Source organism: Nocardioides sp. SYSU D00038 (genome assembly GCF_016924665.1).
Classification (GTDB): Bacteria; Actinomycetota; Actinomycetes; order Propionibacteriales; family Nocardioidaceae; genus Nocardioides.
The window spans coordinates 101,618-121,010 of sequence record NZ_JAFFJT010000004.1 but is presented as its reverse complement, the minus strand read 5'-3'; the positions used below and the strand labels follow the sequence as shown (position 1 = coordinate 121,010).

The 19,393-nt window shown below is 72.7% G+C and carries 17 protein-coding genes and 1 tRNA gene; 16 read left to right on the top strand and 2 right to left on the bottom strand.

The window, feature by feature from the left end; genetic code table 11:
* Positions 1–89: 89 nt before the first annotated feature.
* Positions 90–1,520, bottom strand: a complete 1,431-nt coding sequence (locus tag JT721_RS00915) for a hypothetical protein (protein WP_205471004.1) — start codon at positions 1,518–1,520, stop codon at positions 90–92.
* A 189-nt stretch (positions 1,521–1,709) separates the two neighbouring features.
* On the opposite strand from JT721_RS00915, the gene JT721_RS00910 reads away from it, so the two are divergent.
* Entirely contained in the window at positions 1,710–3,875 is a 2,166-nt protein-coding gene (locus JT721_RS00910) for an acyltransferase family protein (protein ID WP_205471003.1), read from the top strand.
* Between the two features lie 260 nt (positions 3,876–4,135).
* Here the strand turns inward: JT721_RS00910 and JT721_RS00905 are convergent.
* Positions 4,136–4,208: transfer RNA gene (locus JT721_RS00905), tRNA-Arg, on the bottom strand.
* A gap of 81 nt (positions 4,209–4,289) precedes the next feature.
* Here JT721_RS00905 and argS point away from each other — a divergent pair.
* From argS to atpE, 15 genes are all read left to right on the top strand, one after another.
* Positions 4,290–5,966, top strand: a complete 1,677-nt coding sequence (gene argS, locus JT721_RS00900; RefSeq protein WP_205471002.1) for an arginine--tRNA ligase — start codon at positions 4,290–4,292, stop codon at positions 5,964–5,966.
* On the top strand, positions 5,963–7,360 hold the full coding sequence (gene lysA / locus JT721_RS00895) for a diaminopimelate decarboxylase (protein WP_205471001.1): 1,398 nt from the start codon (positions 5,963–5,965) through the stop codon (positions 7,358–7,360). Before argS ends, lysA begins: the two co-directional genes overlap by 4 nt.
* The gene (locus JT721_RS00890) at positions 7,360–8,670 is read left to right on the top strand and encodes a homoserine dehydrogenase (protein ID WP_205471000.1); all 1,311 of its coding nucleotides are present in this window, start codon (positions 7,360–7,362) and stop codon (positions 8,668–8,670) included. Before lysA ends, JT721_RS00890 begins: the two co-directional genes overlap by 1 nt.
* Positions 8,667–9,755 (top strand): threonine synthase, encoded by a 1,089-nt coding sequence (gene thrC, locus JT721_RS00885; protein WP_205470999.1) that lies wholly within the window; start codon positions 8,667–8,669, stop codon positions 9,753–9,755. Before JT721_RS00890 ends, thrC begins: the two co-directional genes overlap by 4 nt.
* The gene (thrB, locus tag JT721_RS00880) at positions 9,752–10,663 is read left to right on the top strand and encodes a homoserine kinase (RefSeq protein ID WP_205470998.1); all 912 of its coding nucleotides are present in this window, start codon (positions 9,752–9,754) and stop codon (positions 10,661–10,663) included. The genes thrC and thrB overlap by 4 nt, the downstream gene beginning before the upstream one ends.
* A gap of 337 nt (positions 10,664–11,000) precedes the next feature.
* Positions 11,001–12,911 carry a transcription termination factor Rho gene (gene rho, locus JT721_RS00875; RefSeq protein ID WP_240339900.1) on the top strand — a complete coding sequence of 637 codons (1,911 nt, stop codon included), beginning with the start codon at positions 11,001–11,003 and terminating at the stop codon, positions 12,909–12,911.
* A gap of 231 nt (positions 12,912–13,142) precedes the next feature.
* Positions 13,143–13,361 (top strand): 50S ribosomal protein L31, encoded by a 219-nt coding sequence (rpmE, locus tag JT721_RS00870; RefSeq protein WP_205470996.1) that lies wholly within the window; start codon positions 13,143–13,145, stop codon positions 13,359–13,361.
* Positions 13,362–13,457: 96 nt separating this feature from the next.
* A complete protein-coding gene (gene prfA / locus JT721_RS00865; protein WP_205470995.1) occupies positions 13,458–14,531 on the top strand; it encodes a peptide chain release factor 1 in 1,074 nt (357 codons plus the stop codon).
* Positions 14,532–14,535: 4 nt separating this feature from the next.
* Entirely contained in the window at positions 14,536–15,390 is an 855-nt protein-coding gene (gene prmC / locus JT721_RS00860; RefSeq protein WP_205470994.1) for a peptide chain release factor N(5)-glutamine methyltransferase, read from the top strand.
* A gap of 17 nt (positions 15,391–15,407) precedes the next feature.
* Positions 15,408–16,133: an L-threonylcarbamoyladenylate synthase gene (locus tag JT721_RS00855; RefSeq protein ID WP_307827765.1), complete on the top strand. Its 726-nt coding sequence runs from the start codon at positions 15,408–15,410 to the stop codon at positions 16,131–16,133.
* Positions 16,126–17,379, top strand: a complete 1,254-nt coding sequence (locus JT721_RS00850; RefSeq protein ID WP_205470993.1) for a glycosyltransferase family 4 protein — start codon at positions 16,126–16,128, stop codon at positions 17,377–17,379. The genes JT721_RS00855 and JT721_RS00850 overlap by 8 nt, the downstream gene beginning before the upstream one ends.
* 133 nt (positions 17,380–17,512) lie before the next feature.
* Positions 17,513–17,962 carry a hypothetical protein gene (locus JT721_RS00845; protein ID WP_205470992.1) on the top strand — a complete coding sequence of 150 codons (450 nt, stop codon included), beginning with the start codon at positions 17,513–17,515 and terminating at the stop codon, positions 17,960–17,962.
* Positions 17,963–17,992: 30 nt separating this feature from the next.
* Positions 17,993–18,214, top strand: coding sequence for an AtpZ/AtpI family protein (locus tag JT721_RS00840; protein WP_240339875.1), 222 nt, complete (start codon positions 17,993–17,995; stop codon positions 18,212–18,214).
* A 55-nt stretch (positions 18,215–18,269) separates the two neighbouring features.
* Positions 18,270–19,091, top strand: a complete 822-nt coding sequence (gene atpB / locus JT721_RS00835; RefSeq protein ID WP_205470991.1) for a F0F1 ATP synthase subunit A — start codon at positions 18,270–18,272, stop codon at positions 19,089–19,091.
* 83 nt (positions 19,092–19,174) lie between these two features.
* On the top strand, positions 19,175–19,360 hold the full coding sequence (gene atpE, locus JT721_RS00830) for an ATP synthase F0 subunit C (protein WP_082550515.1): 186 nt from the start codon (positions 19,175–19,177) through the stop codon (positions 19,358–19,360).
* The last annotated feature ends 33 nt before the right edge of the window (positions 19,361–19,393 follow it).

Sequence of the window (19,393 nt, the reverse complement as noted above, 5' to 3'; positions counted from 1 at the left end):
CCCCCCCGGGGGGGGGGGCGTGCCCCCGGGGGGGGGGCGCCCCCCCGGGGGGGGGGCCCCCGGCCCGGCGGGGTGGGGTCAGAAGGGCGTCACTTGAAGAAGATGCGACCCGCGGCCTGGCCGAGGTTGATGACGACGTTCTCGTTGAACAGCGTGATCCGCAGCCCGCGGACCTCGGTGCCGTAGAAGTTGTCGTTCTGCACGACCCGGTAGCGGATCGAGCCGCCCGGGAACGAGTAGGTCTGCCCGGGCTTGAGGGCCGGGATGGTCTTCCCCTTGACCTGGATCGAGCCGTAGCGGGTGGTCACCTTGCGCTTGACCAGCTTGTTCTCGCGCCCGGACCGCATGTCGACGCGGGAGACCAGGTTGTTGACCACGATGCCGGCAGCCGGGACGGTCGCCCGCCCGATGCTGGTCTGCACGAAGCCGGAGGCGGCGTTGCGGCCCTTCCTCTTGCCGGTGCCCTTGACCTGGCGGCCGCGGTAGGAGTACGCGACGTTCTTGAGGTCGACCAGCCCGATCACGCCGGCCGAGGCGACCCGCTTGACCCGGGTCCTGCCGCCGGTGCCGGCGCAGGGGAGCGTGGTCTGGTTGACGCTGCCGAAGGTGAGCAGGTTGCCGACGTTGAGCTCGAGGGCCGACATCGTGGAGCGGAACACCCCCGAGGGCACGCCGCGCTGGATCGAGCTGACCGCGCGGCCGAGCTGGACGACCGTCTTGCGGTCGTTGAGGGGGTTGTTGACCTGGATCTTCAGGGCGTAGGCCTCGGAGGTGGCGCCGTTTGCGAAGGTGGCGCCGGTGCTCCTGCCGAGGCTGATCGAGCCGAGGCCCGGGATCTCGATGGTGCCCAGGTTCTTCACCAGCGCCTGGATCACCGCGTTGACGGTCTCGTTGACGACGGTGTCGAGGATGTCCTGCACGCCGATCGCGTCGAGCAGGTCCTGGATCGGGGCGGTGATGACCGAGTCGCCCAGGTCGAGGCCGATGCCGCCGAAGGTGAACGACTCCCGGTGGCCGAACCGCTTGGCCGAGCCGTTGTAGAAGGAGTCGGCGCTGGAGACCAGGGCCTTGATGGTCAGGTGAGGCAGCTCGCCGACGCCCGGCAGCTCGCCGCCGCCGACGGAGATGTCACCGATGACGTTGGTACCGCGCACGCCGTACGTCGAGCCGGACCGGTAGGTCTGGGTGCGGCTGGTGCTGGGCGAGATCCGGATCAGCTCGTCGAGGCCAGGGAGGATGTTGCTGGTGCTGAGGGCGGAGCCCTTGACCAGCTCGCCGCGCAGCTGCCGCGTGCACTTCTGCTGCACCAGCGCGTCCTTGAGCGTCTTCAGCTCGACGCCGTCGACGACGGCCTTGGTGCCGAACACGTTGGCCCGGAAGCCGAACTCGGTGATCCCCTTGGGCTTGGCCTGGGCGCCGACCGCGGTGGCGGTGCTGCCGGCGGTGGCGCCGATGCTGCCCGCGAGGGCCGCGGCGCACACCGCCGACACGGCGACGGCCTGGGTCAGGGACTTCTTCACGCTCTCCCACTTTCTGCTCGACCCCGGGCGGGGTCGGGTCGGTGCTGGCTGGTCGGTGAATGATCCCGTGGATCGCCGGTGCTGTCCGTCGATTGCGGTCACCCGGTCGCGCGTACCTCCTCCCGCGTCCTCGTCCCGCGCCGACCGGCCGACCCCGGTGCGGGGGCGCGCCCCACCTACGATCTGCGCATGCACCTCGGCTTCCGGCAGGACATCCAGGGGCTGCGGGCCCTGGCCGTCCTGCTGGTGGCCCTGGACCATGCCCGCATCGGCCCGTTCCACGGCGGGTTCGTCGGCGTGGACGTCTTCTTCGTGATCTCCGGCTACCTGATCACCTCGCTGCTGGTCGCCGAGGCCGAGCGCTCCGACACGGTCTCGCTGCTCGGCTTCTACGGGCGCCGGGCCCGCCGGATCCTGCCCGCCGCGACGGTCGTGCTGGTCTTCACCGTGGTCGGCTCGATCGCGGTGCTGAGCGCGGTCGAGGCGAAGTCGGCCGTGGACTACGCCGTGTGGGCGACGTTCTTCGCGACGAACTTCAAGCTGGTCAGCGACGGCACCGACTACTTCAACGCCGAGGCGGCGGCCTCGCCCTTCCAGCACTACTGGTCGCTCGCGGTGGAGGAGCAGTTCTACCTCGTCTGGCCGGTGGTGGTGATCGGCCTGTGCTGGTGGATGCGGCGCGAGGCCGACGACCGGGCCAGCGCCCGGCACGCCGCCGGCCGCCGCGCCGGCTACCACCCCGGTGCGCTGGTGCGGGCGGCCGCGGTGCCGGTGCTGCTCGCGATCGTGGTGGCGTCGTTCGTCTGGTGCGTCGTGCACACCCGCACCGATCCGGTCTCGGCGTACTACTCGCCGTTCACGCGCGCCTGGGAGCTCTGCCTCGGTGCGCTCGCGGCCTGCCTGGCGCCGGCCATCGCGCGGGGGGTGCCGGCCTGGCTGTTCGCGCTCGCGTCGTGGGCCGGCGTGCTGGCGGTGCTCGCCGCCGCCCTGACCTTCGACTCCACGACGCTGTTCCCGGGCCACCTCGCGGCGCTGCCGGTGCTCGGCACCGTGCTGCTCCTGCTCGGTGGGCTCGGCCCGGCCGCCTGGGGCCCGCAGCGGCTGCTCACCGTGGCGCCGATGCGTGCGGTGGGCGACTGGTCCTACTCCCTCTACCTGTGGCACTGGCCGCTGCTGATCTTCGCCGGCGCGCTCTGGGGACGGCCCTCGGGCCTCTACGGCGCCGCGGTGGTCGTGGTCGCGGTGGTGCTGGCCGCGGCGTCGTACCGCTGGGTGGAGAACCCCTTCCGCCGCGGCCAGGGGCTGCCCCGTGCCGGTCACCTGCGCGGGGTGCTGCTCTACCCGGCGGTGGTGCTCGTGACGCTGCCGCTGGTGCTCGTGGGCAACCGGGTGGTCGACGCCCAGCTCAGCGGCGGCGGGCCGCCGGTGACGCTCTCGGAGTACGGCCAGTCCGAGGGCGACCCGCCGCCCGAGTTCAGCGACGACCCCGTGGTCGCGCTGGTGCAGGCCTCGGTGCTCGCCGCGCAGAACGGGATGGCCATCCCCGCCGACCTCGAGCCGTCGCTGCTCGGGCTCGCCGACGACCGGCCCGACGTGGGGGAGTGCGAGTACTTCCAGATCAACGAGGACCGGCCGCTGTGCCCGCGCGGCGACCCGGACGCGGACCGCACCCTAGTGCTGCTCGGCGACTCCCACGCGCGGCAGTGGATGCCCGCCCTCGACGTGCTGACCGAGCGGTTCGGCTACACCGCCTACTACCTCGTGCGCGAGGGCTGCCCCTCGGCCGACGTGACACCGTGGCTCAAGAACGGCACCGGCCCCAGCACCGCGTGCGCGGCGTTCCAGGACTGGGCGGTCGACCAGGTCGAGGAGCTCGACCCCGACGTGGTGCTGATGGCCTCGGAGGCCAACCCCGCCTTCGCCGACGACGACGGCAACCTGGTCGACGACGTCGAGGGCAAGGCGGAGCTCTTCCGGGTGGGGATGGAGCGCCAGGTCGCCCGGGTGGCGCCCCACACCGACCGGGTGGTCATCATCGGCGATCCGCCGGCGCTGCGGCTGAGCCCGGCCGGCTGCCTGTCCGAGCGCGACGCCGACCTCGGCAGCTGCCTGTCCGGGGAGGACCCCACGTCGCTCACGATGATCGACGCCCTCCGCCAGGCCGCCCGGGCCACGGACACGCCGTTCGTGGAGACCGGGCAGTGGTTCTGCGCGAGCGAGAAGTGCCCCACCGTGATCGGCCGCTACATCGCCCGCCGCGACCGAGCCCACATCTCCACGCCGTACTCGGCGTACCTGGCCGACGAGCTCGAGGCCCGGATCCGCCTCGGCCCGGTGTCGCCGAGCCGTCGCTAATTAACGCCGGGTCGGCGATACCCGGCCCCGCACCAGACGGGGTTGGGAGGGGCGCACGGGAGGACGGTCGGCTGGCGGGGGTCTCGACGGACGCCACCGCTGCTCGACCACCGGCACGGAAGTACGAGCGCCAGCGAGTACTTCCAAATCTCTTCGGCCCCGTCGCCCCGCGCCCCGAGGGGAGCGCCCGGGTGTCTATCCAATTCCATCGGCCCCCGTCGCCGCTCGCGCATCGAGCGGCGACGGGGCCGAAGAGACAGCGCCTCCGGCAGGATTCGAACCTGCGACACCTGGTACCGGAAACCAGTGCTCTATCCCCTGAGCTACGGAGGCCAGCGCCTCGCGGCGCGGTGCCGAACACTACCGGGCGGAACTGGTGAGAGAGAAACCGGTGGCCGCCGATAGGCTTTGCGGGTGAACCCCGCCCAGCTCTCCGCCGCTGTCGTCGACGCCCTGGCGTCGCTCGTCGACCAGGGCGCGCTCGTCCTCCCCGATGGCGTGCCGGCCGAGGTGACGGTGGAGCGACCCCGGCAGAAGGGGCACGGCGACTACGCCACCAACGTCGCCCTTCAGCTGGCCAAGAAGGCAGGCACCAACCCGCGGGCGCTGGCCGAGCTGCTGGCCGAGCGGCTGCTGCAGACCGACGGCGTCGCGGGCGTCGACGTCGCCGGGCCGGGCTTCCTCAACGTCAGCGTCGAGGCGGGCGCGCAGGGCCAGGTGGCCGCCGACGTGGTGGCCGCGGGCGCGGCGTACGGCTCCTCCGACACCTTCGCGGGCGAGCGGATCAACCTCGAGTTCGTCTCGGCCAACCCCACCGGCCCGATCCACATCGGCGGCGTGCGCTGGGCGGCGGTCGGCGACGCGCTCGGCCGGATCTTCACGATGGCCGGGGCCCGGGTCACCCGCGAGTACTACTTCAACGACCACGGCGGGCAGATCGACCGGTTCTCGGGCTCGCTGCTCGCCGCCGCGCACGGCCGGCCGGTGCCCGAGGACGGCTACGGCGGCGCCTACATCGACGAGATCGCCAAGAACGTCGTCGCGCAGCGACCCGACGTGCTCGACCTGCCCGACGACGAGGCCCGCGAGGTGTTCCGCGCGGTCGGCGTGGACCTGATGTTCGCCGAGATCAAGCAGAGCCTCCACGACTTCGGCGTCGACTTCGACGTCTACTTCCACGAGGACTCGCTCCACACCAGCGGCGCGGTCGACCGGGCCATCGCCCGGCTCACCGAGATGGGCAACACCTACGAGGCCGAGGGGGCCCTGTGGCTGCGCACCGAGCAGTTCGGTGACGACAAGGACCGGGTGATCGTCAAGTCCGACGGCACCGGCGCCTACATCTCCGGCGACCTCGCCTACTACCTCGACAAGCGCGAGCGCGGCTTCGACCGGTGCCTGATCATGCTCGGCGCCGACCACCACGGCTACGTCGGGCGGATGAACGCGATGTGCGCGGCGTTCGGCGACGAGCCGGGCAAGAACCTCGAGATCCTCATCGGCCAGATGGTCAACCTGGTCCGCGACGGCCAGCCGCTGCGGATGTCGAAGCGCGCCGGCACGGTCGTCACCATCGACGACCTCGTGGGCGCCATCGGCGTCGACGCGGCCCGCTACGCGCTGGCCCGCTACTCCAGCGACGTCAACATCGACCTCGACCTGGACCTCTGGGCGCGGGCGACCAACGACAACCCCGTCTACTACGTGCAGTACGCCCACGCGCGCACCTGCCGGATGGTCGAGAACGCCGCCGACCTCGGCATGGTGGTCGACGACGCGGTGGTGGCCTTCGACCCCGCGCTGCTGTCGCACGAGCGCGAGGGCGACCTGCTGCGGGCGCTGGCGGAGTTCCCGCGCGTCGTCGCGGCGGCCAGCGAGCTGCGCGCACCCCACCGGGTCGCGCGCTACCTCGAGGACCTCGCGGCCGTGTTCAACCGCTGGTACGACACCCGCGAGTGCCGGATGCTGCCGCAGGGCGACGAGCCGGTCGCGCCGGTCAACCAGGCCCGGCTGGTGCTCACCGTGGCGTCGCGCACCGTCCTCGCCAACGGGCTCGGCCTGCTCGGCGTGACCGCACCGGAGCGGATGTGACCCACGAGGCGGGCTGGGCGCACGCGCCCGGCGCACTGCGCGGCCCCGCCTGGCTCCGCGAGCCCGGCGACGCCAACGCTCTGGTGCCGCAGCTGTGGTCGCGGACCGCCCACAAGGCCGACGGCGACCTCGTGGTCGGCGGGGTCGCGGTGGCCGACCTGGTCGCCGAGCACAACACCCCGGCGTACGTGCTCGACGAGGCCGACTTCCGCGCCCGGGCGCGCGCCTTCCGCGACGCGTTCGCCGACTACCAGGTCTTCTACGCCGGCAAGGCGTTCCTGTGCACCGCGGTCGCGCGCTGGGTCGACGAGGAGGGGCTGAGCCTCGACGTCTGCTCCGCGGGCGAGCTGACCGTGGCCCAGCGGGCCGGGTTCCCGATGGCGCGGGTCGGCTACCACGGCAACAACAAGACCCACCCCGAGCTGCGCCGTGCCGTCGCGCTGGGCGTCGGGCGGATCATCGTCGACTCGCCGGTCGAGATCGAGCGGCTGGCTGCGATCACCGCCGAGCTCGGCGCCACGGCAAGGGTGATGGTGCGGGTCACCGCCGGGGTCGAGGCCCACACCCACGAGTACATCGCCACCGCCCACGAGGACCAGAAGTTCGGGTTCTCCATCACCAACGGCGCGGCGCTCGAGGCGGTCCGCGCCGTCCACGCCGCCCCGGGTCTGGAGCTGCTCGGCCTGCACTCCCACATCGGCAGCCAGATCTTCGACTCCTCCGGGTTCGAGGTCGCTGCCCGGCGGGTGCTGGCGCTGCACGCGCAGGTCTCGGCCGAGCTCGGCGTGACCATGCCGGAGATGGACCTCGGCGGCGGCTTCGGCATCGCCTACACCACCCAGGACGACCCGTCGGACCCCGCGCAGCTCGCCACGGAGATGACCAAGATCGTCGAGCACGAGTGCCGTGGGCTCGGCATCGAGGCGCCGCGCCTCTCCATCGAGCCGGGCCGCGCGATCGTCGGGCCCTCGACGTGCACGGTCTACACGGTCGGCACCGTCAAGCCGGTCGCTCTCGACGGGGGAGCGGTGCGCACCTACGTCTCGGTCGACGGCGGCATGAGCGACAACATCCGCACCGCCCTCTACGACGCCGACTACTCCTGCACGCTCGCCTCCCGCGCCTCCGACGCCCCGCCGGTGCTGGCCCGGGTGGTGGGCAAGCACTGCGAGGCCGGCGACATCGTCGTGCGCGACGAGTTCCTGCCCGGCGACGTGCGCCCCGGCGACCTCCTGGCGGTGCCGGGCACCGGCGCCTACTGCCGCTCGATGGCCTCGAACTACAACCACGCGCTGCGCCCGCCGGTGATCGCGGTGCGGGACGGAGTGGCGAGGGTCGTCGTGCGCCGGGAGACTGAGGACGACTTGTTCGCGACGGACGTGGGTGGTTTCTGATGGAGGGCGTCAAGCCGCTGAGGGTGGCCGTGCTCGGCTGCGGCTCGGTGGGCTCGCAGGTGGTGCGCCTGCTCGAGGAGCAGGCCGGTGACCTGGCGGCCCGGGTGGGTGCGCCGGTCGAGCTCGCCGGGGTGGCCGTGCGCCGCCTCGACGCGCAGCGCGAGGTGCACGTGCCCGAGGACCTGCTGACGACCGACGCCGCCGGCCTGGTGGCCCGCGACGACGTCGACCTGGTGGTCGAGGTCATCGGCGGCATCGAGCCCGCCCGGTCGCTGATCCTCGCCGCCCTCGAGAACGGCGCCAGCGTCGTCACCGCCAACAAGGCGCTGCTCGCCGAGGACGGCCCGACCCTGTTCGAGGCGGCCGAGAAGGCCGGCCGCGACCTCTACTACGAGGCGGCCGTCGCGGGCGCCATCCCGATCCTCCGCCCGCTGCGCGAGTCGCTGGCCGGCGACAAGGTGACCCGCGTGCTCGGCATCGTCAACGGCACCACCAACTTCATCCTCGACCGGATGGACACCTCCGGCGCCGGCTTCGCCGAGGCGCTCGAGGAGGCCCAGGAGCTGGGCTACGCCGAGGCCGACCCCACCGCCGACGTCGAGGGCTTCGACGCCGCGGCCAAGGCCGCGATCCTGGCCTCGCTGGCCTTCCACTCGCGGGTCACCGCCTCCGACGTGCACCGCGAGGGCATCTCCGAGGTCACCGCCGCCGACGTGCAGTCGGCGCGCGAGATGGACAGCGTCGTCAAGCTGCTGGCGATCTGCGAGCTCGAGTCCACCGACGACGGCCAGGGCGCCGTCTCGGTGCGCGTGCACCCGGCGATGATCCCGCGCAGCCACCCCCTGGCCTCGGTGCGCGAGGCCTACAACGCCGTCTTCGTGGAGTCCGAGGCCGCCGGGCAGCTGATGTTCTACGGTCCGGGCGCCGGTGGGGCGCCCACCGCCTCGGCGGTGCTCGGCGACCTCGTCACCGTCGCCCGCAACCGGCTGGCCGGCACCCGCGGGGTCGGCGAGTCGGCGTACGCCGACCGGGCGGTGCTGCCGATGGGCGAGACCGTGACCCGCTACCACGTCGCGATCGACGTCGACGACCGCGCGGGCGTGCTCGCGACGGTGGCCGGGGCGTTCGCCGAGCAGGACGTGTCGATCCAGGTGGTGCGCCAGGAGGGCCGGGGCGCCGACGCCCAGCTCGTGGTGGTCTCCCACGCGGCGACCGACGCCCAGCTCAGCGCGACGGTCGAACGGCTGCGCGGCATGGAGATCGTGCGCGAGGTCACCTCGGTGATGCGCGTCGAGGGCGGCGAGGAGTGAGCGCCCGTCCGGACGTCGCGCGCACCCACCAGTGGCGCGGCGTGATCGAGGAGTACCGCTCGCTGCTCCAGGTGCCCGAGGGCGTCGAGGCGGTCACCCTGCGCGAGGGCGGCACCCCGCTGGTGCACTCCGCGTGGCTCTCCGGCCTGACCCGCGGCGAGGTGTGGCTCAAGGTCGAGGGCGACAACCCCACCGGCTCGTTCAAGGACCGCGGGATGACCGCCGCGATCTCGGTGGCCCGCCACGACGGCGCCGAGGCGGTGGTGTGCGCCTCCACCGGCAACACCTCGGCCTCGATGGCGGCCTACGCCGCCAAGGCCGGGCTGAAGCCGCTGGTGCTGGTGCCGGAGGGCAAGATCGCCGCCGGCAAGATGGCCCAGGCGATCCTGCACGGCGCCCAGGTGATCATGGTGCGCGGCAACTTCGACGACTGCCTGGCGATGGCCAAGGGCCTGTCGTGGGACTACCCCGTGGCGCTGGTCAACTCGGTCAACCCGGTGCGCCTGGAGGGCCAGAAGACCGCGGCGTTCGAGATCGTCGACTTCCTCGGCGACGCCCCCGACGTGCACCTGCTGCCGGTCGGCAACGCCGGCAACATCTCGGCGTACTGGCTCGGCTACACGCAGTACGCCGACCTCGGCCTGGCCACCCGCACGCCGGTGATGCGCGGCTTCCAGGCCGAGGGCGCCGCGCCGCTGGTGACCGGCGAGCCGTTCCCCGACCCCGAGACCCGGGCCACCGCGATCCGGATCGGCAACCCGGCGTCGTGGAAGCTCGCCGAGGCGGCTCGCGACGAGTCTGGTGGCAGCTTCGAGGCGGTCTCGGACGAGCAGATCCTCGCCGCCCAGCGCGAGCTCGCGAGCCGCGACGGCGTCTTCGTCGAGCCGGCCTCGGCCGCCGGCATCGCCGGCCTGCTCCAGCAGCTGGGCCGGGGCGAGTCCTACTCCGGGCTCACCGTCGTGGTCACCGTGACCGGCCACGGGCTCAAGGACACCGCCACCGCCCTCGAGGGCTTCGGTCCGATCGCCGACGCGGTCGTGGACGCCGACGTCGACGCCGCCGCCCGGGCGGCCGGGCTCGCGTGAGCGGGTTCGTCGACGGACCGGTGCGGCTGACGGTTCCGGCGACCTCGGCCAACCTCGGCCCCGGCTTCGACTCGCTCGGGCTGGCGCTCGACCTGCGCGACGAGCTGGTCGGCGAGGTGCGCCCCGGCGGCCTCGAGGTCGAGGTCGAGGGGCCCGGCGCCGAGGCGCTGCCCCGCGACGAGCGGCACCTCGTGGTCCGCGCGATGCGGGCGACGTTCGACCGGCTCGACGCCCACCCGCCGGGACTGTGGCTGCGCTGCGGCAACGTGGTGCCCCACGCCCGCGGGCTCGGCTCGTCGTCCGCGGCGATCGTCGGCGGCATCCACCTGGCCCGGGCCCTGGTGCGCGACGGGCGCGAGCGCCTCGACGACCTGGCGGCGTTCGCCCTGGCCGCCGACCTCGAGGGCCACCCCGACAACGTCGCCCCGGCCAGCCTGGGCGGCTTCGTGGTGTCGGGCCGCGACGACGACGGCCGCTGGTGGGCGGTGCCGTCGCCGGTCGACCCGCGGATCGCCGCGGTGGCGTTCGTGCCCCCGGAGCCGGTCTCGACGGCGGTGGCCCGGGCGCTGCTGCCCGCGCAGGTGCCCCACGCCGACGCGGCCGCCGACGCCGGCCGGGCCGCGCTGCTGGTCGCGGCGCTGGCCGGGCGCCCCGACCAGCTCTGGCGCGGCACCCGCGACTACCTCCACCAGGAGCAGCGCCGCACCGCGATGCCGGACTCGCTGGCGCTGGTCGACCGGCTGCGCTCGTCCGGGGTCGCGGCCGTGGTCTCCGGCGCCGGTCCGACGGTGCTGGCCCTCCACGACGCCACCGACCCGGCCGCCACGGCGGGGCTGCTCGACCGCTGCCCGGACGGCTGGGCCGCGCACCGCCTCGCCGTCGACCCGGTCGGCCCGCGGACGGGCTGACGGCCCCGGCGGTGGGATGGGGTGATCCCCGTCTCGCTGGTGGTACATTGGCCGCGCGCCGGCGATCTCGGCGTGGTCTCCCGTTCATCCGAACCCATCCGATGACCCCGGGAGCGCCCCTCTTCCCGTGTCGTGCGAGCTCTCGCACCGTCGTCCTCGTCCGAGGACGACCCGCCCACGGGCAGGCTCATGACCAGACGCCGCCGGCTCCAGCCCGCGCGGCGGTGATACGTGGGAAGGACCTCACGTGACGGAAGCTCTCGACCCCACCACCCCGGCCCCGGAGGCGGCTCCGGCCGGCACGGGCGCGAAGAAGCGCGGCGGTGGGCTCAGCACGATGCTGCTCGCCGACCTCAAGTCGCTCGCCGGCGGCCTGGGGGTGCCCGGTGCCGGCTCGATGAAGAAGGCCCAGCTGGTCGAGGCGATCAAGGCCGCCCAATCGGGTGGCCAGTCGGGTGGCCAGTCGGGTGGTCAGTCGGGTGGCCAGTCCGGTGGCCGGTCCGACAGCCGGTCCGGCAGCGGGTCCGGCGGGGACGACCGCCCGGCCGTCGCCGAGCGGGACGCTTCCCGGCCGCGCGAGCAGCAGGACGGGACGCCGGACACCGGGCGCGACGACCAGCCCCGCTCCGACCAGCAGGGCCGGGGTGACGGCCAGGCCAAGGGTGAGGGCAAGGGCGAGGGCAAGGTTGAGGGCAAGGGCGGCAAGCAGCGCGGCAAGGGTCAGAAGAAGGCGCAGGAGGACCGGGCCGACCGCGACGACCAGCAGGACCGGCAGGACGCCCAGGAGCGGCGCGACCAGCAGGACCGCCGCGACCAGCAGCAGGACCGGCAGGACCGCCGCGACCAGCAGCAGGACCGGCAGGACCGCCAGCAGGACCGCCAGCAGGACCGGTCCGAGCGCCAGGGTGACCGCGACGCCGACGGCCAGCAGGGCCAGGGCGCCCGCGACCGGGGCACCGACCGGGCCACCGATCGGGCGGGCGACGACGGCGACGGCACCAGCCGCCGCAACCGCCGGCGCCGGGGTCGCGACCGCGACCGACCCCGCGCGGCCGGGGGAGCGGGCGGCACGCCGCGCAACGAGCCCGACACCACGATCCTCGAGGACGACGTGCTGGTGCCGGCCGCCGGCATCCTCGACGTGCTCGACAACTACGCCTTCGTGCGCACCAGCGGCTACCTGCCCGGCACCGACGACGTCTACGTCTCCCTGTCGATGGTGCGCAAGTTCGGCCTGCGTCGCGGCGACGCGATCGTCGGCCAGGTGCGCCAGCCCCGCGAGGGCGAGCGCAAGGAGAAGTTCAACCCGATGGTGCAGATCGACAGCGTCAACGGGGCCGACCCGGAGGCGTCGAGGAACCGGGTGGAGTTCGCGAAGCTCACCCCGCTGTACCCCTCGGAGCGGCTGCGCCTCGAGACCGAGCCGACCAACCTGATCGGCCGGGTCATCGACATCGCGGCCCCGATCGGCAAGGGCCAGCGCGGCCTGATCGTCTCGCCCGCCAAGGCCGGCAAGACCATGATCATGCAGTCGATCGCCAACTCGATCACGACCAACAACCCCGAGTGCCACCTGATGGTCGTCCTGGTCGACGAGCGTCCCGAGGAGGTCACCGACTTCGAGCGCTCGGTCAAGGGCGAGGTCATCTCCTCGACGTTCGACCGGCCGGCCAGCGACCACACCACGGTCGCCGAGCTGGCGATCGAGCGGGCCAAGCGGCTGGTCGAGCTCGGCCACGACGTCGTGGTTCTCCTCGACGGGATCACCCGCCTGGGCCGGGCCTACAACCTGGCCGCGCCGGCGTCGGGCCGGATCCTCTCCGGCGGCGTCGACTCCGCGGCGCTCTACCCGCCCAAGCGGTTCTTCGGCGCCGCCCGCAACATCGAGAACGGCGGCTCGCTCACCATCCTGGCGACCGCGCTGATCGAGAGCGGCTCGAAGATGGACGAGGTGATCTTCGAGGAGTTCAAGGGCACCGGCAACATGGAGATCCGGCTGCGCCGCGACTTCGCCGACAAGCGGCTGTTCCCGGCGATCGACGCCGTCCAGTCCGGCACCCGCCGCGAGGAGCTCCTGATGAGCAAGGAGGAGCTCGCGATCGTCTGGAAGCTCCGCCGGGTGCTCTCCGCCCTCGACGGCCAGCAGGCCCTCGAGCTGCTGCTGGAGCGGCTGAAGAAGTCGCAGACCAACATCGAGTTCCTGATGCAGGTGCAGAAGACCACCCCCACCGCCGAGGGCGGCGAGTAGCCCCGGCGAGGAGCGCCCGTCGCGACCCCCGACGGCCGAGCGCCCTCCGGCGGGATCCGGAGGGTTCTCGCCCCACCGGGTCTCGACGACGCTCGCCGGGGCTCGCTGCTCGACCGGCGGGGACGCAGGAATTGGGCGGGACCCGGCGGTGTTACTAGACTTGCGTGTTGGTCCCGGTTCACGTCCGGCGTGTCCGAACGTCGACGACCCGGGGCACCGAGAGAGGACACCATGAAGAAGGACATCCACCCCGACTACATCGAGACCCAGGTGACGTGCACCTGCGGCGCGTCGTTTACGACCCGCAGCACGGCGTCCGCCGGCTCGATCCGCGCCGACGTGTGCTCGAACTGCCACCCGTTCTACACGGGCAAGCAGAAGATCCTCGACACCGGTGGCCGCGTGGCCCGGTTCGAGGCCCGCTACGCCAAGGCGAAGAAGAGCTCCTAGCCGGTCCCGAGCGCCGACCCACCGCGTCCCCACGCGGAGGGTCGGCGCTCGTGCTGTCCCCACCCCCACACGCCACCGCCACCCCAGGAGCGCCAGATGTTCGAGGCCGTCGAGGGCATGGTCGCCGAGCACGCCGACCTCGAGTCGCGGCTCGGCGCACCCGAGACGCACGCCGACGCGCGCCTGGCCAAGCGGCTGAACCGGCGCTACGCCGAGCTCAGCCGGGTGATCGGCACCTGGCGGGAGTGGCAGCGGCTGGCCGGCGACATCGAGGCGGCCCGCGAGCTCGCCGACGAGGACCCCGCGTTCGCCGAGGAGGCCGCCGGGCTGGAGGCCCGGCGCGAGGAGGCGGCCGAGCGCCTGCGCCGGCTGCTGGTGCCGCGCGACCCCACCGACGACAAGGACGCGATCCTCGAGATCAAGTCGGGCGAGGGCGGCGAGGAGTCCGCACTGTTCGCCGGCGACCTGCTGCGGATGTACACCCGCTACGCCGAGGCTCGCGGCTGGGGGGTCGAGGTGCTCGACGCCGCCGAGTCCGACCTCGGCGGCTTCAAGTCGGTCACGGTCGCGGTCAAGGCCAAGGGCACCCCCGACCCCGGGGAGACGCCGTACGCGCTGCTGAAGTTCGAGGGTGGCGTCCACCGGGTGCAGCGGGTGCCGGTCACCGAGTCGCAGGGCCGGGTGCACACCAGCGCCGCCGGCGTCCTGGTGCTGCCGGAGGCCGAGCAGGTCGACGTCACCGTCGACGAGAACGACCTGCGCATCGACGTGTTCCGCAGCAGCGGACCGGGCGGGCAGAGCGTCAACACCACCGACTCCGCCGTCCGCATCACCCACGTCCCCACCGGCATCGTGGTCAGCTGCCAGAACGAGAAGAGCCAGCTGCAGAACAAGGAGCAGGCGCTGCGCATCCTGCGCGCCCGGCTGCTCGTGGCTGCGCAGGAGGAGGCCGACGCCGAGGCGAGCGAGGCCCGCCGCAGCCAGGTGCGCACCGTCGACCGCTCCGAGCGGATCCGCACCTACAACTTCCCGGAGAACCGGATCTCCGACCACCGCACCGGCTACAAGGCCTACAACCTCGACCAGGTGCTCGACGGTGACCTCCAGCCGGTGCTCACCTCGTGCGTCGAGGCGGACCTCGCGGCGCGGCTGGCCGCGCTCGAGGACTGAGCCGATGACCGCCCGTCGGGCGCTGCTGGCCGCGGCGGTCGAGCGGCTGCGCGCCGGCGGGGTCGAGAGCGCCGAGCACGACGCCGCGGCCCTGCTCGCCCACGTGCTCGGCACCGACCGCTCCCGGCTGGTGCTGGTGGACGAGGTCGGGCCCGACGTCGAGCGTCGCTACGCCGACCTGGTCGGACGGCGCGCGGCCCGCGAACCGCTGCAGCACCTCACCGGGGTGGCCCACTTCCGCCACGTCGAGCTGGCCGTCGGTCCCGGCGTCTTCGTGCCGCGGCCGGAGACCGAGCTGCTGGCCGGCTGGGCGGTCGAGCAGGCTGCGGCGCTAACCGCCGACGGGGCGAGCCCGGTCGTGGTCGACCTGTGCACCGGCTCGGGCGCGATCGCGCTGAGCATCGCGGACGAGGTGCCCGCGGCGCGGGTGCACGCCGTCGAGATCGACCCGCCGGCGCACGCCTGGGCCGAGCGCAACCTCGCCGGCACCGGCGTCGACCTGCGGCTGGGCGACCTCGCCACCGCCTTCGACGACCTGCTGGGCGGCGTCGACGTCGTGACCTGCAACCCGCCGTACATCCCCCTCGAGGCGTGGGAGTCGGTGGCACCCGAGGCACGCGACCACGACCCCCACCTCGCGCTGTTCTCCGGCGCCGACGGGCTCGACGCGATCCGGGTGCTCGAGCAGCGGGCCGCGGTGCTGCTGCGGCCCGGGGGAGTGCTCGGCGTCGAGCACGCCGACGCCCAGGGCGACGCCGTGCCGGCGGTCTTCCGCGCCACCGGTCGCTGGGTCGAGGTGCGCGACCACGCCGACCTCGCGGGCCGCCCGCGGTTCACCACGGCACGACTGGCACGATGACTGGCACCATGGGCGGTGTGAGCGAGCGTTACCCCACCACGACCCCCGAGGAGCGCGAGGCCGCGGTCGTCGCGGCGACGCTGGAGGTGCAACGTGGCGGCCTGGTCGTGCTGCCCACCGACACCGTCTACGGCATCGGCGCCGACGCCTTCGACCACCAGGCCGTCCAGGACCTGCTCGCCGCCAAGGGGCGCGGCCGCGAGATGCCGCCCCCGGTGCTGATCAGCTCGCCCGCGACCCTCGACGCCCTGGCGGTGCGGGTGCCCGAGTGGGCGCGCGCCCTGGCCGAGCGGTTCTGGCCCGGTCCGCTCACCCTGGTCTGCCACCAGCAGTCCTCGCTGCAGTGGGACCTCGGCGACACCCGCGGCACCGTGGCGGTACGGATCCCCGACCACGACGTCGCCCGCGAGATCCTCGAGCGCACCGGGCCGATGGCGGTGAGCTCGGCCAACCGGACGGGGATGCCGGCGGCCACCGACGCCGACCAGGCCCAGGAGATGCTCGGCGCCGACGTCGGGGTCATCGTCGACGCAGGGGAGTCGCCCGGCGGCGAGGCCTCGACGATCGTCGACGTCACCGTCGAGGGCGGCCGGGTGCTGCGCCTCGGGGCGATCCCCGTCGCGGCGCTCGACGAGGTCGTCGCGCCGTTCGGCGTCAGGCTGGGCGACGCCGCTCCGGACGAGGGCACCGACGAGGGCACCGACGAGGGCACCGACGAGGAGGGCGACGTCACCGGTGCGTGAGTACCTGGTGGTCTTCCTGGTCGCCGCCGCGGTCACCTACCTGCTGACCGTGGTGGCCCGGGAGATCGCGCTGCGCACGGGGGCGGTCGCGCGGGTGCGCGACCGCGACGTCCACGACGAGCCGATCCCCTACCTGGGCGGGCTGGCGATGCTGGGAGGCGTCGTCGCGGCGTACCTCGTGGCCCGCCAGCTGCCGTTCCTCTCCGAGAGCAGCCCGTTCGTCTTCCGCGACGCCGGCGTCGTGATCATCGCCGGGGCGCTGATCTGCGCGGTGGGAGTGCTCGACGACCTGTTCGAGCTCGACGCGCTCACCAAGCTGGGTGGGCAGGTGCTGGCCGCCGGGTTCCTGGTCGGGAACCAGATCCAGTACAACTTCTTCACCTGGACCAACGGCCACCAGTACTCCTTCGACAACGCCCAGGCCGCGCTGCTCACCGGTTTCGTCGTGGTCGCCACCGTCAACGCCGTCAACTTCGTCGACGGGCTCGACGGACTGGCCGCCGGCGTGGTCGCCATCGGCGCGATGTCGTTCTTCGTCTTCTGCTACCAGCTGACCCGGATCAGCGAGCTCAACCGCGCCACCACCGCGGCCCTGCTCAGCGCCGCGCTCGCGGGCGTGTGCGTCGGCTTCCTGGCCCACAACTTCCACCCGGCCCGGATCTTCATGGGCGACTCCGGCTCGATGCTGATCGGGCTGCTGCTCTCGGCCAGCGCGGTCACGCTCTCGGGCCAGCTGCGCCCCACCGACATCACCGGGACGAGCGGTGCCGGCCCCAACCTGCTGCTGACGCTGCTCCCGGTGCTGCTGCCGGTCTCGATCCTGGTGGTGCCGTTCGCCGACCTGGTGCTCTCGGTCGTGCGCCGCACCCGGCAGGGGCGCTCGCCGTTCTCGGCCGACAAGCAGCACCTGCACCACCGGCTGCTCGAGATCGGCCACTCCCAGCGCCGGGCCGTCTTCATCATGTGGATGTGGGCGGGGCTGGTCTCGTTCGGCACCGTGCTCGGCGCGCTCTACTCCGGACCGCGGCTGTGGGTGCTGCTCGGCGTGATGAGCGCGCTCACCGTGGCGCTGACCTTCGTGCTGCCGATCGTGCACAAGCCGGCGATCCTGGAGATCCTGGACGAGCCCGAGCCCGAGCCCGAGCCTGAGCCCGGCGACGAGGCCGAGGGGGCGGAGGGGGCGGAGCCGGCCGCCGAGGGGCAGGACCGGGGCCCGCTCCAGCAGCCGGCCGGCCCCCGTCCCTGAGCCGGGCCCGCAGCCGGGGTCGGTGTTCTGGATCGATCGAATTCAGTCCTGCCGGACTTTGTGATAGTTTTCACGAGCGTCCCCGATACGCTCGGGAGGCGCTCCCCGCACCCGATGAGAACGGCCGCCGACGATGACGACCGACCAGCCGCGAGACACCCGCCACGGCGTGGTGCGCGTGCTCGTCGGAGCGGTCGCCGCCGCGACGCTGGCGACGCTGGTCGCCGTGCTGCTCGCCGCGACCCGGGCGGACGCCGCCGCTGTCCGCGGCGCGCTGGCCGGGGGAGCGATGGCGGTCGTCGTCTTCTCCCTGGGTGCCTTCTTCGTCAACGCCGTGGCCCGGCTGATGCCCGCGCTGTCGCTGCTCCTGGCGCTGCTCACCTACACCCTCCAGGTGGTCGTCATGGCGGCCTTCTTCGTGGCGCTCTCGCGCGGTGGCGCCCTCGGCGACACCCTCGACCGGCAGTGGCTGGGTGGCACCGTGATCGCCGCCACCGCGGCGTGGCTCGTGGGTCAGGTGGTGCTCACGACGCGCCTGCGCATCCCGGTCTACGAGCTGGCGGGACAGGGGGGTGAACGATGAGCTTTGTCGACGTGTATCGTCCACTTCGCGATGGCTCAGGAGCACCCACCGTCCGAGCGGCGCGAGGAACCGCAGCAGCCGGCCGGCGACCCCTGGATGGCCTTCGGCTACCTCGTGTCGGGCGTCTTCCTCTACGGCCTCGTGGGCTGGCTGCTCGACCGGTGGCTCGACACCTCGTTCCTCGTGGTGGTCGGCATCGTGACGGGCGCGGCCCTGGGTACCTACCAGACCTGGGCGCGGTTCCGGCCCTGAACCCGAACCCGTGCCGTGCGGCAGCAACGACAGTGCAGACACAGGAGACGACACCGTGAGCTTCGGCAGCGTCATCATCCCCGGCGAGTTCACGCCCCCGGGTCCCGGCGACTTCAACCTCCCGGCGATCGGTGGCGGTCACGACACCTTCGAGTTCCTCGGGCAGGCGCAGGTCTCCGGCGTCACCAAGCCGATGCTCCAGCTCGTCGTCTCGGCACTGGTCATCTTCGCGCTCTTCTACCTCGCCTCGCGCAAGCGTGCGATGGTGCCGGGCAAGCTGCAGTTCGTCGGCGAGGAGGCCTACGGCTTCGTCCGCAACAGCCTCGGCCGCGACATCATCGGCAGCCACGACTTCGCGCGGTTCGTGCCCTACCTGTTCGCGCTGTTCTCCTTCATCCTGCTCAACAACCTGTTCGCGACGATCCCGTTCATCCAGTTCCCGACGTTCTCGCGGTCGGGCATGGTCTACTCGCTCGCCCTGATGAGCTGGGTCATCTACAACGTCGTGGGCATCAAGAAGCACGGCTTCGTGGGCTACTTCAAGCTCCAGTCGGTGCCCGCGGGCGTGGGCGGACCGATCCTGCTGCTGCTGATCCCGCTCGAGTTCATGTCCAACATCCTGGTCCGGCCGGTCACCCTGGCGCTGCGACTCTTCGCCAACATGTTCGCGGGCCACCTGCTGCTGATCCTCTTCGCGCTCGGCGGTGAGTACCTCATCACCGAGATGGCGATCCAGTACGCCCCGGTCGGCGTCCTCGCCTGGGTGCTGTTCATCGCCGTCGCCTTCCTGGAGATCCTGATCCAGTTCCTCCAGGCCTACGTCTTCGTCCTCCTGAACGCCATGTACATCCAGGGCGCGCTCGCGGACGAGCACTGATCCACCCTCGTTCGACCCAGATCTGCACCACCCCCTGTGAAGTAAAAACCGAAAGGAAGAGTGCCGTGGAAGGCAACCTCAACATGATCGGCTACGGCCTGGCCGCGATCGGCCCCGGCGTCGGCATCGGTCTGATCTTCGCCGCGTACATCAGCGGTGTCGCCCGGCAGCCGGAGGCCCAGAGCCGCCTGCAGTCGATCGCCATCCTGGGCTTCGCGCTCGCCGAGGCGCTCGCGATCATCGGTATCGCCCTCGCGTTCGTCCTCTGACGTCCGCTCTCCGTAGGTCCTGAAAGGGTTCTG